Origin of the sequence: Chryseobacterium sp. Tr-659, assembly GCF_011752975.1 — a bacterium.
Classification (GTDB): Bacteria; Bacteroidota; Bacteroidia; order Flavobacteriales; family Weeksellaceae; genus Chryseobacterium.
Genome location: NZ_VWWP01000011.1, coordinates 54,635 through 68,072, shown reverse-complemented (window position 1 = coordinate 68,072; position 13,438 = coordinate 54,635). Strand labels below are relative to the sequence as shown.

Annotated in this window: 15 protein-coding genes; all 15 read left to right on the top strand. The window is 35.9% G+C overall.

Going from position 1 to position 13,438, the window contains the following annotated elements; genetic code table 11:
- Positions 1 to 17: 17 nt before the first annotated feature.
- The 15 genes from F3J23_RS19605 to F3J23_RS19535 all read left to right on the top strand — a co-directional run bounded on the left by F3J23_RS19605 (position 18) and on the right by F3J23_RS19535 (position 13,423).
- Entirely contained in the window at positions 18 to 1,334 is a 1,317-nt protein-coding gene (locus tag F3J23_RS19605; RefSeq protein ID WP_167032913.1) for a phenylacetate--CoA ligase family protein, read from the top strand.
- On the top strand, positions 1,334 to 2,419 hold the full coding sequence (locus F3J23_RS19600) for a 2Fe-2S iron-sulfur cluster-binding protein (RefSeq protein WP_167032912.1): 1,086 nt from the start codon (positions 1,334 to 1,336) through the stop codon (positions 2,417 to 2,419). The genes F3J23_RS19605 and F3J23_RS19600 overlap by 1 nt, the downstream gene beginning before the upstream one ends.
- Before the next feature lie 113 nt (positions 2,420 to 2,532).
- Positions 2,533 to 3,471, top strand: coding sequence for a 1,2-phenylacetyl-CoA epoxidase subunit PaaA (gene paaA / locus F3J23_RS19595; RefSeq protein WP_167032911.1), 939 nt, complete (start codon positions 2,533 to 2,535; stop codon positions 3,469 to 3,471).
- A gap of 112 nt (positions 3,472 to 3,583) precedes the next feature.
- Entirely contained in the window at positions 3,584 to 3,865 is a 282-nt protein-coding gene (paaB, locus tag F3J23_RS19590; protein WP_167032910.1) for a 1,2-phenylacetyl-CoA epoxidase subunit PaaB, read from the top strand.
- Between the two features lie 90 nt (positions 3,866 to 3,955).
- Entirely contained in the window at positions 3,956 to 4,705 is a 750-nt protein-coding gene (gene paaC / locus F3J23_RS19585) for a 1,2-phenylacetyl-CoA epoxidase subunit PaaC (protein ID WP_167032908.1), read from the top strand.
- Positions 4,706 to 4,906: 201 nt separating this feature from the next.
- Entirely contained in the window at positions 4,907 to 5,344 is a 438-nt protein-coding gene (gene paaD / locus F3J23_RS19580; RefSeq protein ID WP_167033003.1) for a 1,2-phenylacetyl-CoA epoxidase subunit PaaD, read from the top strand.
- A 145-nt stretch (positions 5,345 to 5,489) separates the two neighbouring features.
- Complete coding sequence (locus F3J23_RS19575; protein ID WP_167032906.1) at positions 5,490 to 7,286, top strand: hypothetical protein; 1,797 nt, start codon at positions 5,490 to 5,492, stop codon at positions 7,284 to 7,286.
- Between the two features lie 205 nt (positions 7,287 to 7,491).
- Positions 7,492 to 8,292: an enoyl-CoA hydratase/isomerase family protein gene (locus F3J23_RS19570; protein ID WP_167032904.1), complete on the top strand. Its 801-nt coding sequence runs from the start codon at positions 7,492 to 7,494 to the stop codon at positions 8,290 to 8,292.
- A gap of 36 nt (positions 8,293 to 8,328) precedes the next feature.
- Positions 8,329 to 8,682: a four helix bundle protein gene (locus tag F3J23_RS19565; protein WP_167032902.1), complete on the top strand. Its 354-nt coding sequence runs from the start codon at positions 8,329 to 8,331 to the stop codon at positions 8,680 to 8,682.
- A gap of 40 nt (positions 8,683 to 8,722) precedes the next feature.
- Entirely contained in the window at positions 8,723 to 9,853 is a 1,131-nt protein-coding gene (locus F3J23_RS19560; RefSeq protein ID WP_167032900.1) for a 3-hydroxyacyl-CoA dehydrogenase NAD-binding domain-containing protein, read from the top strand.
- A gap of 88 nt (positions 9,854 to 9,941) precedes the next feature.
- The gene (locus F3J23_RS19555) at positions 9,942 to 10,250 is read left to right on the top strand and encodes a hypothetical protein (protein ID WP_167032898.1); all 309 of its coding nucleotides are present in this window, start codon (positions 9,942 to 9,944) and stop codon (positions 10,248 to 10,250) included.
- A gap of 5 nt (positions 10,251 to 10,255) precedes the next feature.
- Positions 10,256 to 10,669, top strand: coding sequence for a PaaI family thioesterase (locus F3J23_RS19550; RefSeq protein WP_167032896.1), 414 nt, complete (start codon positions 10,256 to 10,258; stop codon positions 10,667 to 10,669).
- Between the two features lie 25 nt (positions 10,670 to 10,694).
- The gene (locus F3J23_RS19545; RefSeq protein WP_167032894.1) at positions 10,695 to 11,390 is read left to right on the top strand and encodes a DUF6624 domain-containing protein; all 696 of its coding nucleotides are present in this window, start codon (positions 10,695 to 10,697) and stop codon (positions 11,388 to 11,390) included.
- Positions 11,391 to 11,488: 98 nt separating this feature from the next.
- The gene (gene pcaF / locus F3J23_RS19540; protein ID WP_167032892.1) at positions 11,489 to 12,694 is read left to right on the top strand and encodes a 3-oxoadipyl-CoA thiolase; all 1,206 of its coding nucleotides are present in this window, start codon (positions 11,489 to 11,491) and stop codon (positions 12,692 to 12,694) included.
- 135 nt (positions 12,695 to 12,829) lie between these two features.
- Positions 12,830 to 13,423, top strand: a complete 594-nt coding sequence (locus F3J23_RS19535) for a transferase hexapeptide repeat family protein (protein ID WP_167032890.1) — start codon at positions 12,830 to 12,832, stop codon at positions 13,421 to 13,423.
- The last annotated feature ends 15 nt before the right edge of the window (positions 13,424 to 13,438 follow it).

Below are 13,438 nucleotides of genomic sequence, written 5' to 3'. Positions count from 1 at the left end.
AAATGTTAGTTAGTTTTATGGATTTTTCAGTTGAATATCTGAAGCTGGATCAGTTGAGACAGCTTCAATCCGACCGGTTGATCAGTTTGATCTGCTATTTGGGGGAGAAGTCGGAATTTTATAAAAAGAAATTTGATGAATTACAGATATCTCCACAGGATATAAGGTCTATTGAAGATATTACGAAACTTCCGATTACTTACAAGCAGGATTTAAGAGACCATTACCCGTTCGGATTATTTACAGTTCCAAAAAGTGAACTTCAGAGAATTCATTGTTCCAGCGGAACTACGGGCAAACCAACAGTGGTGGGCTATACGAAAGAGGATGTGGAGCTTTTCAGTGAAGTAGTAGCAAGATCATTAAACGCTGCGGGAGCCAGACCGGGAATGCAATTACATAATGCATATGGTTATGGGATTTTCACTGGAGGATTAGGACTTCACTACGGAGCAGAAAAACTGGGAATGAGTGTTCTTCCGATTTCCGGAGGAATGACGGCAAGACAAGTGGATCTTATTGTGGATTTTAAACCTGAAGTAATCTGCTGTTCTCCTTCATATGCTTTAACGATTGCAGATGAGTTTGCCAACAGAGGAATTTCCGCGGAGGAGATCAGTCTTAAATATGCTGTGTTAGGCTCAGAACCCTGGACAGAAATTATCAGAGGTCACATTGAAGAAAGGCTGGGAGTACATGCGACTAATATTTATGGATTGAGTGAAATTATAGGGCCGGGAGTTTCAATGGAGGATTTCGAAGAAAAAGGGGGCTCTTATATCTGGGAAGATCATTTTTATCCCGAAATTTTAGATCCGGTGACCAAGCAGCCGGTTCCTTTCGGAGAGGAAGGGGTATTGGTGATTACTACCTTAACTAAAAAGGCAATGCCGCTTTTACGTTATTGGACAAATGATATCACAAGCCTTTACTATGATGAAAATTCAAAAAGAACAATGGTGAAAATGAAGCCTATTGTGGGACGAGCAGATGATATGCTTATCGTAAGAGGAGTAAATGTCTATCCGAGCCAGATTGAAGATGCTTTCTCACATGTAAAAGGAGTGGTTCCCAATTATTATTTAACACCCATTGAAAAGGAACATATGTGTATTGCTTTGGATATTGATGTAGAAATTGATGATGAATTGCTAAAGACACAAAAAATAGAAGCAGATACCGATGATTATTTTAATTTTGTCGGGAACTTCGGAAAAAATATAGAAAACGAAATAAAAAAACGGGTAGGAATCACTACAAAAGTAAAAGTTCATGCCCAGGACAGCTTGCCGAAGTGCGAAGGTGGAAAAATTAATAGAATACTAAAAAAATAATGAATTCATTTTATAAACTTAAAACGGTTAAGGTTCAGAAAGACACATCCGAAGCAGTAAATGTAGCGGTGGAAATTCCTGAAGAACTGAAAGATAAGTTCAGGTTCAAACAAGGGCAGTATCTGAATTTCCGAATGATCATCAACGGAAATGAAGAAAGACGTTCTTACTCTATCTGTAATGCCCCCAGTGAAAAAAGCAATACGCTGGAAGTATTGGTAAAATTGCTGGAAGGAGGAAGAGTCTCAGGATATTTCAACGAGCACCTTCATATGGATGAGCTCCTGGAGGTGATGCCACCGATGGGAAGCTTCAATACTTCTTATCACCCTACCAATGTAAAAACATATGTTGGATTAGCTGCGGGAAGCGGAATTACTCCGGTATTGTCTAATATCAAAGAAAGCCTATATCAGGAACCTCACAGTAATGCTTATCTGTTTTACAGTAATAGAAGTATGAATCATGTTTTAAGAAAAGCTGAAATTGATAAATTGGTTGAGCATTTCAATGGAAGACTTAAGGTGATTTACCTGGTAAGCCGTGAGAAGCACGAAGATCCTGTTTTTGAAGGAAGAATTTCTGCGGAGAAGCTAGAACAGCTATTTGAAAAGTATCCGGAGATCGATGTCAAAGAATCTACATATTTCATTTGTGGCCCTTCGGAAATGATCAAAGGGATTGCAGATTATCTGAAAAAAGATAAAAAAGTACCTGCTATCCAGGTTTTATTTGAATACTTCACTGCTCCTGATGAAGAGAATACGGAGGAAATGAGTGAAGAATTCAAGGCAATTGCCAATATTGAAAGTATGGTAACGGTAATTATTGATGATGATGAATATTCGTTCCATCTTAATTCCAAAAAAGAAAGTATCTTAGATAAAGCATTGAAAGACCAGCTTCCGGTTCCTTTTGCATGTAAAGGAGGGGTTTGCTGTACGTGTAAAGCTCAGGTTTTAGAAGGAGAAGTTTTCATGGAGAAAAACTATGCGCTTACCGAAGACGAAGTAGCCAGAGGTTACGTTCTTACCTGCCAATGTCACCCGACAACCAATGTGGTGATGCTTAATTATGATGTTTAATTCAATTTGAAAATGTGCTAATTTGGAAATTTGAAAATGGGTAATAGCTTATTCTCAGTTTCTCTAAATAATTTTCAAATTAACTAATTCTCAAATTCTCAAATTAAAAGATTATGGACTTAGAAAAATTTGTTCAATACGTTCACGAAGAAAATAAAGTAGAACCAAAAGATGTAATGCCTGACGATTACAGGAAGTTATTGGTTCGTCAGATTTCACAGCATGCACACTCTGAAATTGTAGGAATGCTGCCGGAAGCCAACTGGATTTCCAGAGCTCCTTCATTGAGAAGAAAAATGGCACTTTTAGCTAAAGTTCAGGATGAAGCAGGGCATGGTTTATATCTTTATTCTGCAACTGAAACTTTAGGAGACGGAAGTATCAGGGCAGACAGAGATGCTACTTATGATGATATGCTTGAAGGAAAAGCAAAATATTCAAGTATTTTCAACTATCCTACATTAAGCTGGGCGGATATCGGAGCAATCGGCTGGCTGGTAGATGGTGCTGCAATTATGAATCAGGTAATGCTGATGGGAAATTCATATGGCCCTTATTCCAGAGCGATGGTGAAAATCTGTAAAGAGGAATCTTTTCATCAAAGACAGGGATATGAAATTTTAATGGCACTTTGCCGTGGAACGAAACAACAGAAAGAAATGGCTCAGGCTTCATTAAACCGTTTCTGGTGGCCGGCTCTGATGATGTTTGGACCTAATGATGACAGCTCTCCAAACTCTAAAATCTCTATGAATTACAGAGTAAAAAGAGAAAGTAATGATAATCTTCGTCAGAGATTTATCGATGTTACAGTTGCTCAGGCCGAATTCTTAGGGTTAACTATTCCTGATAAAGATCTGAAATGGAATGAAGAAAGACAACATTATGATTTTGGGGAACTTCCGTGGGATGAATTCATGGAAATCTTAAAAGGAAACGGACCTTGCAACAAGAAACGTATCGAAACGAAGAGAAAAGCACAAAGAGAAAACTCATGGGTAAAAGAAGCTGCGGCAGCTTTTGCAGAGAAACAACAAAAAGAAGTAATATAATAATGTAACAATATACCAATGTAAAAATGTAGCAATCAATTGTCGTGCTAAGCTTGCTGAAGCATCTTATTGTTAAACTGGTACATTGATACATTGTTAAATTAATTTGACTATGACAAATTTAGATATGTGGGAAGTGTTTATTCAGACTAAACCGGGATTATCCCATAAACACGTTGGAGTTGTACAGGCACCAACAGCAGAAATGGCTCTGCAGAATGCAAGGGACGTTTATACCAGAAGAAAAGAAGGAACTTCTGTTTGGGTGGTTCCAAGTAAATATATTGTGACTTCGGAAGGAGTGGATAAAGAAGCTTTCTTTGATCCCGCTGATGACAAATTATACCGTCACCCAACTTTCTACGAGATTCCTAACGACGTAAAAAATATGTAAATAATAAAAGACTTCAAGATATAAGATCTCAGATAAAAAACTTTTTGTCAATCTGAAATCTAGTGTCTGAAATCTGAAATCTACTAAACAATGAACCCATTATATAATTATTTATTAAAACTAGCAGACGACAGTTTCATTATGGGGCAGCGTTTGTCTGCTTGGTGTGGTGAAGGTCCTTATTTGGAAGAGGATATTGCATTGACGAACATTGCGTTGGACGAGCTGGGTCAGGCAAATAACTTTTATGTGTATGCTTCAAGAGTTATAGATAACGGTAAAACTGAAGATGATATCGCATTCTTAAGGTATGAACATGAATATGTAAATGCACACTGGACGGAACTTCCCAATGAAGACTATGCTCAGACTATTCTTAAAGTATATGTACTGTCCGTATATCAGAAACTGATGTATGAAGCATTATCAAACTCAGCTAATGAAGAGCTTTCCGCAATTGCTCAAAAGTCATTAAAAGAAGTAAGATATCACTATACCCATGCTTCTTCCTGGATGAAAATCTTTGCTCAGGGAACAGAAGAGAGCCGTGAACGTTTGGTAAAGGCCATCGAAAATATCTGGGAATACACAAAAGGTTTATTCGCAAAAACAGAAGGTGAAGATGATTTGGTAGCTTTGAATATAGCTCCCAATGCAGATGCTCTTTATGAAGAATTTCTTGCTGTCACAAAAAAAGATTTTGCAGATTTCGGATTAGAATATCCTGTAAATCCTTTCATGCAGCCCAAATCAAGAACAGGGTATCATACAGAGTATTTCGGATTTATCCTTTGTGAACTTCAGTATATGCAGAGAGCGTATCCCGGATGTACATGGTAAGTTTTTGAATGTAACAATGTCTTAATGAATCAGTGTAGCTATTTTAAAAACCTTCATTGATACATTGTTTTTGTTTGATGTTGTTAAGTAATACACCTTAGTGAACTTAAAAAACATTTAGCGTTCAAAAAAATCTCAGCGCATTTAGCGTTTTAAAAAACAGATAAAGAAAGATTGAAAAATCCTTTAGAAATATTAGAAATGGTTCCCGATCCAGAAATTCCGGTAATCAATATTGTGGAGCTTGGAATTGTAAGAGGGGCACAAATCACGGGAGAAAGTACCTGTGAAGTGACAATTACTCCTACCTATTCCGCATGCCCGGCAATGTTTACCATCGAAGAAGATATCATGAAAATCATGAAAGAAAACGGATGGGAAGCCAAGGTAGTGACGAAAATGTTTCCCATCTGGACAACAGACTGGATAACGGATGAAGCGAGAGAAAAGCTCCGTGTTTACGGAATTACACCGCCTGAAAAAGGAGCAGACGAACATCATATCGGGAAACCGAAAAAATGTCCAAGATGCGGTTCTGAACATACCAAACAGATCAGCAGATTCGGGTCAACTTTGTGTAAGGCATCTTATCAGTGCTTAGATTGTCTGGAGCCTTTTGATTATTTTAAATGTCATTAAAAATAGCAAAGCGTTATTTAAATGTGTTTTTATGATGTCAATGATAAAATGATACGACAGGTTTTGTCGTTAGCAGCAATTAGTTTTGTGTCAGTATCATTTTTTAATGATCTTATTTAAAATAATTAACACAAAGACATTTATTATGACAAATTGTAACAGTCAAAGATTTCCTTCAACATGTAATATTGGTGATCATGGGCACACTGAATTTTTTTTAAATACCGGAGAACAGGTTTATTATCAGAAGGTCCCCGGAACTGGCCTGCCAGAAGATGGCGTGGTGCTTATTCAAAAAAACGGAGAATATTATAAAGCTCTTTTACATGAAAATACTATTAATATAGAATGGTATAGATGTAATAAAAGATATGCTAATGATGAGGAAATTATTTTAGCAGCGGTGAAGATGGCAGATTATTTAGGAGCAACAGTGAGATTTGATGCAAGAGAGTATATTGTAAACAAAGAGCTTTTATTTCATGGTTATAATTGCTTTAAACTTTTAGGTGATAAACAACATACAGTAATTACTTCCAACAGCAAGGAGCGTTTTTTAGGATATTCTTTCAACTTTAATGAATGTAATAACTTTATAATTGACGGAATTCGTTTTGATCAGAAAAAAAGAGATTTGACGATCTACTCTGAAAGCGATTATCCAAATGATTATAATGGAGGGATATTTATAATACTTTCAAGTAATATTGAAATCTGTAATTGTAGTTTTTATGATCTTTATACAAGAGCAGTAAATATTTATGATTGTAGACTGGAAGGTGATACAATAAAAGTTAGAAATAATTATTTTGAGAGTGGGGCTCAGGATCAGAAGTATAGAATGGAGCATCTTGTGATAAGCCAGTCTCACGATCTTAATTTTGTTATAGAAAATAATATATTTAAAAACGAGGTTCCAAAGGATGCAAACAATAATCCTTTGCCTCCTAATCCTGCAAAAATGCCATCTGGACTGAGCGGCTTTGAGTGTGGTTACAGAGGATCTGTAATTGTAAATAATAATCTTTTTGAGTATTGTGGAAGAAATAATGATGGAAAGCATAGGCTATTTGCAATAGATTTTTATGATAATGTAAATAATTTCATTATTTCTAATAATATTTTCAGAAATACAACATGGGGTGCAATCCGATTTGATGGAACTAAAAAGAATGCGGTTATCACAGATAATTACATTCACCAGCTCATTGCTAATGATAGTGGAATTATCAATGCCTCTGCAAAGGTTACAAATAGAGAGTATGAAGATTCTTTCAAAAATATTTCAATTTGTAATAATATTATTGAAGAAGTAAATGGGATATCTTACGGAATAGGCTTGCAGTCTCAGATTGATACTGCCATTGCAGAAAATATTAATATAATGAATAATACATTTCATCGTGTAAGAACAGCAGTCGTTATAGGTGGAAATATAATGGGGGTTAATATCTCAAACAATAATGCTTCAGATATTTCTGGCCCGGTGATAGAATATTTTGCTTACTCAGAAGATGCTGTAACAGAAGTTAAAAGAATTGTTGCTCCACTTGGGAATGTATTAATTAGCAATAATAATTTCAAATCGAGTAATATAGGAGATAAGTTTGTTGGAATTGTTATAAATGGATTTACACCAGAATATGAAGCTGACTATAAGAGAGTTAATGATCTTACTCATCGTTTTGTTGTTTCCGATAATTTAATATATGGAAACAGTTTGGGCTATGGAGTTATTATAAATGTAGGTGTTTCTTTAGATGGTAAGGTGACAGTGTCGGGCAACGAAGTAAGTAACCTTAGTACAGGTCTTTACTTAAGATGTAAAAAAATTATTGCAAAAGATAATATTCTATTTAACTGTAATACTACTGCTATCAATGATGATGGTATTACAGATCACATTAAGTTTGATAATTATTATAATAATACCCCTATATAAGAAAAGTAAAACAGATATTAATATTTTTAAATATAACAGCTTATAAAATGCTTATATCACTGGTGAATATCATTATTTAGTAATTTGAAAACATAACAAGCGATCAATAATGTATAGCATTGAAATATTCAGGCTTTCATTGATGAATTGTTACTTAGATATCCTGTTAAATGATTATATTTATCTGATTTAAAATTGATTTTTTATGTATACACAACTCGATATTGAAACGCATTTTGACGGGAAGCTCAAAATCGCATATCTTAATCAACCGGAAACAATGAACGCCCTTACAAAGCCGGCTTTATCAGATCTTAGAGACTTTGTTAAAGAATGTAGCGAAGATGAAACTGTAAGATGTGTTGCTATTTCCGGAAGAGGAAGAGCATTTTGCTCAGGTCAGAATCTGGATGAAGCTTTTGTGGTAGGTAAAGAACACCATGACCATGATATTATCAGAAAAATTGTGGTAGATTACTATAACCCTTTAGTAATGGAAGTTACCCGTTGCAAAAAACCGGTTATTGCTTTAGTAAACGGTCCTGCAGTAGGAGCTGGAGCGATGTTAGCTTTAATCTCTGATTTCGTTTTGGCGAATGAAAAAGCCTATTTTGCTCAGGCATTCTCCAATATCGGTTTAATTCCTGATACAGGAGGAACTTACTTCTTACCGAAACTTTTAGGTAGACAGTTGGCCAATTATTTAGCTTTTACAGGCAAAAAATTATCTGCTGAAGAATCTAAAGCCTATGGTTTAGTAGCTGAAGTTTTTACAGAAGAAGAGTTTATTCCAAAATCTATGGAAATTCTTGAAAGAATGGCCAACATGCCAACAGCTGCACTTAAGCTTACAAAAAAAGCTTTTGCCAATTCGTATACCAATACATTAAAAGAACAGCTTGAACTGGAAGGCGATTTGCAACAGGAAGCTGCAGAAACAGAAGACTTCCTTGAAGGAGTAAATGCCTTTTTACAAAAAAGAAAACCTAATTATAAAGGAAAATAAATCAATTTGAAAATGGGTTAATTTGAAAATTTGAAAATGAGAAACGATAAGGAAAATATAATTGTAAATAAAACTTTCGGATTTGCATTAAATATTATTGAATTCTCAGAGGAACTGTATAAAGCAAACAGATTTTCCCTCGCTAATCAGATTTTTAAATCCGGAACGTCAATTGGAGCGAATGTAAGAGAAGCACAAAATGGAGAAAGTAAGGCAGATTTTATCCACAAAATAAAAATTGCTGCTAAAGAAGCAGATGAGACTGAATATTGGCTTTTATTGTGTTTGCAGTCACAATTTTTGAGTTCTCCGGATGAAAAATTATTTAAAGATTTAAAAGAAATCATATTAATTCTTTCTAAAATTATTTCAACGTCAAAATTTAAATAATTTTCAAATTAACTCATTTTCAAATTTTCAAATTAAAACTATGAATGTAGGAATTATCGGTGCCGGAACAATGGGAATCGGCATTGCACAAGTAGCCGCAACGAACGGATGTAAGGTTTGGGTGTATGATGCCAATCCAAAACAAGTAGAAACGGCCACCGTAGGTCTGGAAAAAACATTAACCAGATTGGTTGATAAACAGAAAATTTCAACAGAAAAAATGGTTGAAATTCTATCTAACATTTCCATTGCTACAGAATTGAAGGACCTCAAAGATTGTGAACTGATCATTGAAGCAATTATCGAAAACAAAGAGATCAAAACCAAAGTTTTTACAGAACTTGAAACCCATGTTTCAGAAAGCTGTATTATAGGTTCCAATACTTCATCTATTTCTATCACCTCACTGGGTGCAGAACTAAAGAAACCGGAGCGTTTCATCGGAATTCACTTTTTTAATCCGGCTCCGCTGATGCCTTTAGTAGAAGTAATCCCATCCTTATTAACAGAAAAAACATTAGCAGAAAAGATATACAACCTCATGAAAGATTGGGGAAAAGCTCCTGTTATTGCTAAAGATATTCCCGGGTTTATCGTTAACAGAATTGCCAGACCATATTATGGAGAAGCACTGAGAATTGTTGAAGAAAATATTGCAACACCTGAACAAGTAGATGATGCCATGAAAACACTCGGGAACTTCAAAATGGGACCTTTCGAATTAATGGATCTCATCGGGGTTGATGTAAACTTTGCTGTAACAACAACGGTTTACAAAGACTATTTCTATGACCCGAAATATAAACCGTCATTACTTCAGCAAAGAATGTCTGAAGCAAAACTTCACGGAAGAAAAACAGGAAAAGGTTTCTATGATTATAGTGAAGGAGCAGAAAAACCTGTTGCTCAGAAAGACGATGCTTTATATCAGCAGATATTTTTAAGAATCATTTCTATGCTGATCAACGAAGCTGTTGAAGCTAAAAGATTAGGTGTTGCCAATGATGAAGACATTGAACTGGCAATGCAGAAAGGAGTAAACTATCCGAAGGGATTATTGAGCTGGGGGAAAGAAATCGGATATACAAAAGTCTCCGAAATCCTTCATAACCTTTACGAAGAATATCAGGAAGAAAGATACAGGCAAAGTCCTTTACTTCGTAAACTATAATAAAATGTACCAATATATCAGTTTACCAATATACCAATGCTGAACTTAATTGGTAAACTGCTAGATTGTTAAATTGTTACATTAAAAAATGAATATAGAAGAATTCAGAGCAGAGTTAGAGACCAGGCTTTTCATTGAGAAACAATATCTAACTCAGGAAGCTTCCTCTGTAAATGAAGAGGAAAGACTTGAGCTTTTAGGGAAGTTTAATGAAAAATATAAAGAGCTTATCAAAAGATTAGCCATTGAAAATGGAATTGATTTAAACGCGTTCTATCCCTCTGAAAATTCATCAGACTCAGAAAGTCTTTCATATGAACAGATCATTCTGGGTAAGACGATGAACGTTTACGACCGGTTATCTGATGAGCTGTATGAAGAAATAACAAACATATAATAGAAATGAATCCAAGACAAGTAGCAGATTATATGTTCAATCAGGATTATTTTTCCCAATGGATGAATATTAAAATGATTGAAGTAAAAGAAAATTACTGTTTATTAGAAATGCCTATCAAGAAGGATATGCTCAACGGGCTTAAAACGGTTCATGGCGGAATCACATTCGCTTTTGCAGATTCGGCACTGGCATTTTCATCTAACAATACCGGAGATGCTGCTGTGGCATTGAACTGTATTATCAATTTTACCAGAGCAGGAAAAGAAGGTGATATTTTCAGGGCTGAAAGTGTTTTGGTGAATGATACAAGAAAAACCGCTGTTTATGATATTCAGATTACCAATCAAAATAATGAACTGATTGCGAAATTTGTCGGAACAGTATATAAAATCGGGAAAAAAGTAACCGAATTATAAGAACACTAACCATAGATTAAACAACATGAGAAAAATATTGTTACTGCTTTTTGGGATTTCAGCTTTTCTGATGAATGCTCAACAGAAAGTGAATGAAGCTTTGAAAAAAGAACTTGATGAGATCATGAAGGTGGATCAGGGGTACAGAATGCTTTTTGACACTGAAACGACTCAGGAAAAAAAAGATCAGTTATTGAAAGAGCTGAATATTGATAAAGAAGAGTTCAAAACAAAAAACTGGAAATTAGTTGCTGAACATGACAGTCTGAATATGCAGAAGATTGAACGTATTATTTCTCAATATGGCTATCCGGGTAAAACCCTTGTAGGAGAACCAACGAATCAAGCAGCGTGGTATGTGATTCAGCATTCAAAAAATATTGGAAAATATCTGCCCTTGATTAAAGAAGCTGGAAAAAAGAAAGAAATTCCGTTTACGTGGGTTGCCATGATGGAAGACCGCTATCTGATGTATGAAGACAAAGAGCAGATCTATGGAACGCAGGGAAAAGGTGAAATGACAAAAGATAAAGACGGAAAACAGATCTTTGTCACTTTTGTATGGCCTGTTAAAGATCCTGAGAATGTTAACAAACTAAGAAAAGAAGCAGGGTTTGATTCTACCATTGAAGAAAATGCCAAAAGAATGTTTGGAAAAGACTTCAAATACGAACCTTACACCTTAAAGCAGGCTTTAGAACTAAGAAATAAAAACAAATAATATAGAATGTCGTATTTAAAAATATAACAGTGAACGAATTCTAACCGAAGATTTTCATTGTTATACTGCTAGATTGCTGCATTGTTAAATTGAAAAAGATGAACAACGTATACATCATAGACTATGTCAGAACTCCCATCTCAAAACTGCAGGGAGGATTATCAGAAGTAAGAGCCGATGATCTGGCTGCTATTGTTATCAAAGAAGTGGTAGCAAGAAATCCTGAAGTTCCCGTTGAGGAAATTGAAGATGTTATTTTCGGATGTGCTAATCAGGCGGGAGAAGATAACAGAAACGTTGCAAGAATGGGACTTTTATTAGCTGGCCTTCCTTATAAAATCGGTGGAGAGACCGTTAACAGGCTGTGTGCTTCGGGAATGTCTGCCGTAGCCAATGCATTCCGTTCCATTGCTGCAGGAGAAGGAGAAATTTATATTGCTGGAGGAGTAGAACACATGACACGCTCTCCTTACGTGATGTCAAAGCCAAGTGCAGCTTTCGGAAGAGACAGCCAGATGTTTGATACTACTTTCGGATGGCGTTTCATTAACCCTAAAATGAAAGAATTATATGGAGTTGACGGAATGGGAGAAACAGCAGAAAACCTAGCAGATATCCACGAGATCAGCAGAGAAGATCAGGATAAATTTGCCCTTTGGTCTCAGCAGAAAGCTACAAAAGCACAGGAAAGCGGAAGGCTGGCGGAAGAAATTGTAAAAGTTGAAATTCCGCAGAGAAAAGGAGAACCTGTTGTTTTTGAAAAAGATGAATTTATTAAGCCAGCTTCATCTATGGAAGGGTTGGCAAAACTTCGTCCTGCCTTCAGAAAAGAAGGAACGGTTACAGCTGGTAACGCTTCAGGAATGAATGACGGAGCTGCTGCCTTGATTTTAGCAAGTGAAGAAGCCGTTAAAAAATATGGTTTAAAGCCAAAAGCAAAAATACTTGGATCATCTGTAGCAGGTGTAGAACCAAGAATTATGGGAATCGGACCGGTAGAAGCAACTCAGAAACTATTAAAAAGATTAAACCTTTCTCTGGAAGATATGGACATCATTGAACTTAACGAAGCATTCGCGGCACAGGCACTTGCGGTGACAAGAAGTTTAGGATTAAAAGATGATGACACAAGAATAAATCCGAACGGAGGTGCTATTGCCATTGGCCACCCGCTTGGAGTTTCCGGAGCACGAATTGTAGGTTCTGCAGCTATGGAACTTCAAAAACAGGATAAAAAATATGCATTGTGCACTCTTTGTATCGGCGTTGGGCAGGGATATGCAATGGTAATCGAAAAAGTATAACTTTTTCAATGTAATAATATAACAGTGTATCAGTGTAATAATTTTGTTTTTGAGCGAAATATAATGAAGTGAAGAATCTCATTGGTAAACTGTTAAATTGATGCATTATTATATTAAATTTTTAACGAAAATTTTATGAACATCTATTCATATCACGGGATTCGTCCCATTATAAAACCATCTGCCTACATTCATCCGCAGGCAGTTATTATCGGGAATGTAGAAATAGGTGAAGAAGTGTATATTGGCCCCAATGCGGTAATCCGCGGTGATTGGGGTAAAATTATTATTAAAGATGGAGCGAATGTACAGGAAAACTGTACTCTTCATGTTTTCCCGAATATAGAAACCATACTGGAAGAATCTGCACACATCGGGCATGGTGCGATCATTCATTCAGGACACATCGGAAAAAATTGTCTGATCGGGATGAATTCCGTTGTAATGGACAAGGCTTATATCGGCGATGAAAGTATTGTCGGAGCGTTGGCTTTTGTTCCTGCTAATTTCAGATGTGAGCCCAGAAAACTGGTGGTAGGAAGTCCTGCAAAAATTATCCGGGATGTATCTGATGAAATGATTCATTGGAAAACAGAAGGAACCAAACTATATCAGGAACTGGCAAGAGAAGGAAAAGAAGCTATTCTGCCTTGTGAACCTTTTACAGACTATGTTCAACAGATCCCAACCAAAATTGTAGATTATAGTATCTGGGATGATATCAAATAATGACCATTAAAATTA

Coding starts and splice junctions, on each gene's coding strand:
- F3J23_RS19535 (WP_167032890.1), top strand. CDS start 12,830: ATGAACATCTATTCATATCACGGGATTCGTCCCATTATAAAACCATCT.
- pcaF (WP_167032892.1), top strand. CDS start 11,489: ATGAACAACGTATACATCATAGACTATGTCAGAACTCCCATCTCAAAA.
- paaD (WP_167033003.1), top strand. CDS start 4,907: ATGGTTCCCGATCCAGAAATTCCGGTAATCAATATTGTGGAGCTTGGA.
- paaC (WP_167032908.1), top strand. CDS start 3,956: ATGAACCCATTATATAATTATTTATTAAAACTAGCAGACGACAGTTTC.
- F3J23_RS19550 (WP_167032896.1), top strand. CDS start 10,256: ATGAATCCAAGACAAGTAGCAGATTATATGTTCAATCAGGATTATTTT.
- paaA (WP_167032911.1), top strand. CDS start 2,533: ATGGACTTAGAAAAATTTGTTCAATACGTTCACGAAGAAAATAAAGTA.
- F3J23_RS19565 (WP_167032902.1), top strand. CDS start 8,329: ATGAGAAACGATAAGGAAAATATAATTGTAAATAAAACTTTCGGATTT.
- paaB (WP_167032910.1), top strand. CDS start 3,584: ATGACAAATTTAGATATGTGGGAAGTGTTTATTCAGACTAAACCGGGA.
- F3J23_RS19600 (WP_167032912.1), top strand. CDS start 1,334: ATGAATTCATTTTATAAACTTAAAACGGTTAAGGTTCAGAAAGACACA.
- F3J23_RS19575 (WP_167032906.1), top strand. CDS start 5,490: ATGACAAATTGTAACAGTCAAAGATTTCCTTCAACATGTAATATTGGT.
- F3J23_RS19545 (WP_167032894.1), top strand. CDS start 10,695: ATGAGAAAAATATTGTTACTGCTTTTTGGGATTTCAGCTTTTCTGATG.
- F3J23_RS19560 (WP_167032900.1), top strand. CDS start 8,723: ATGAATGTAGGAATTATCGGTGCCGGAACAATGGGAATCGGCATTGCA.
- F3J23_RS19555 (WP_167032898.1), top strand. CDS start 9,942: ATGAATATAGAAGAATTCAGAGCAGAGTTAGAGACCAGGCTTTTCATT.
- F3J23_RS19570 (WP_167032904.1), top strand. CDS start 7,492: ATGTATACACAACTCGATATTGAAACGCATTTTGACGGGAAGCTCAAA.
- F3J23_RS19605 (WP_167032913.1), top strand. CDS start 18: ATGGATTTTTCAGTTGAATATCTGAAGCTGGATCAGTTGAGACAGCTT.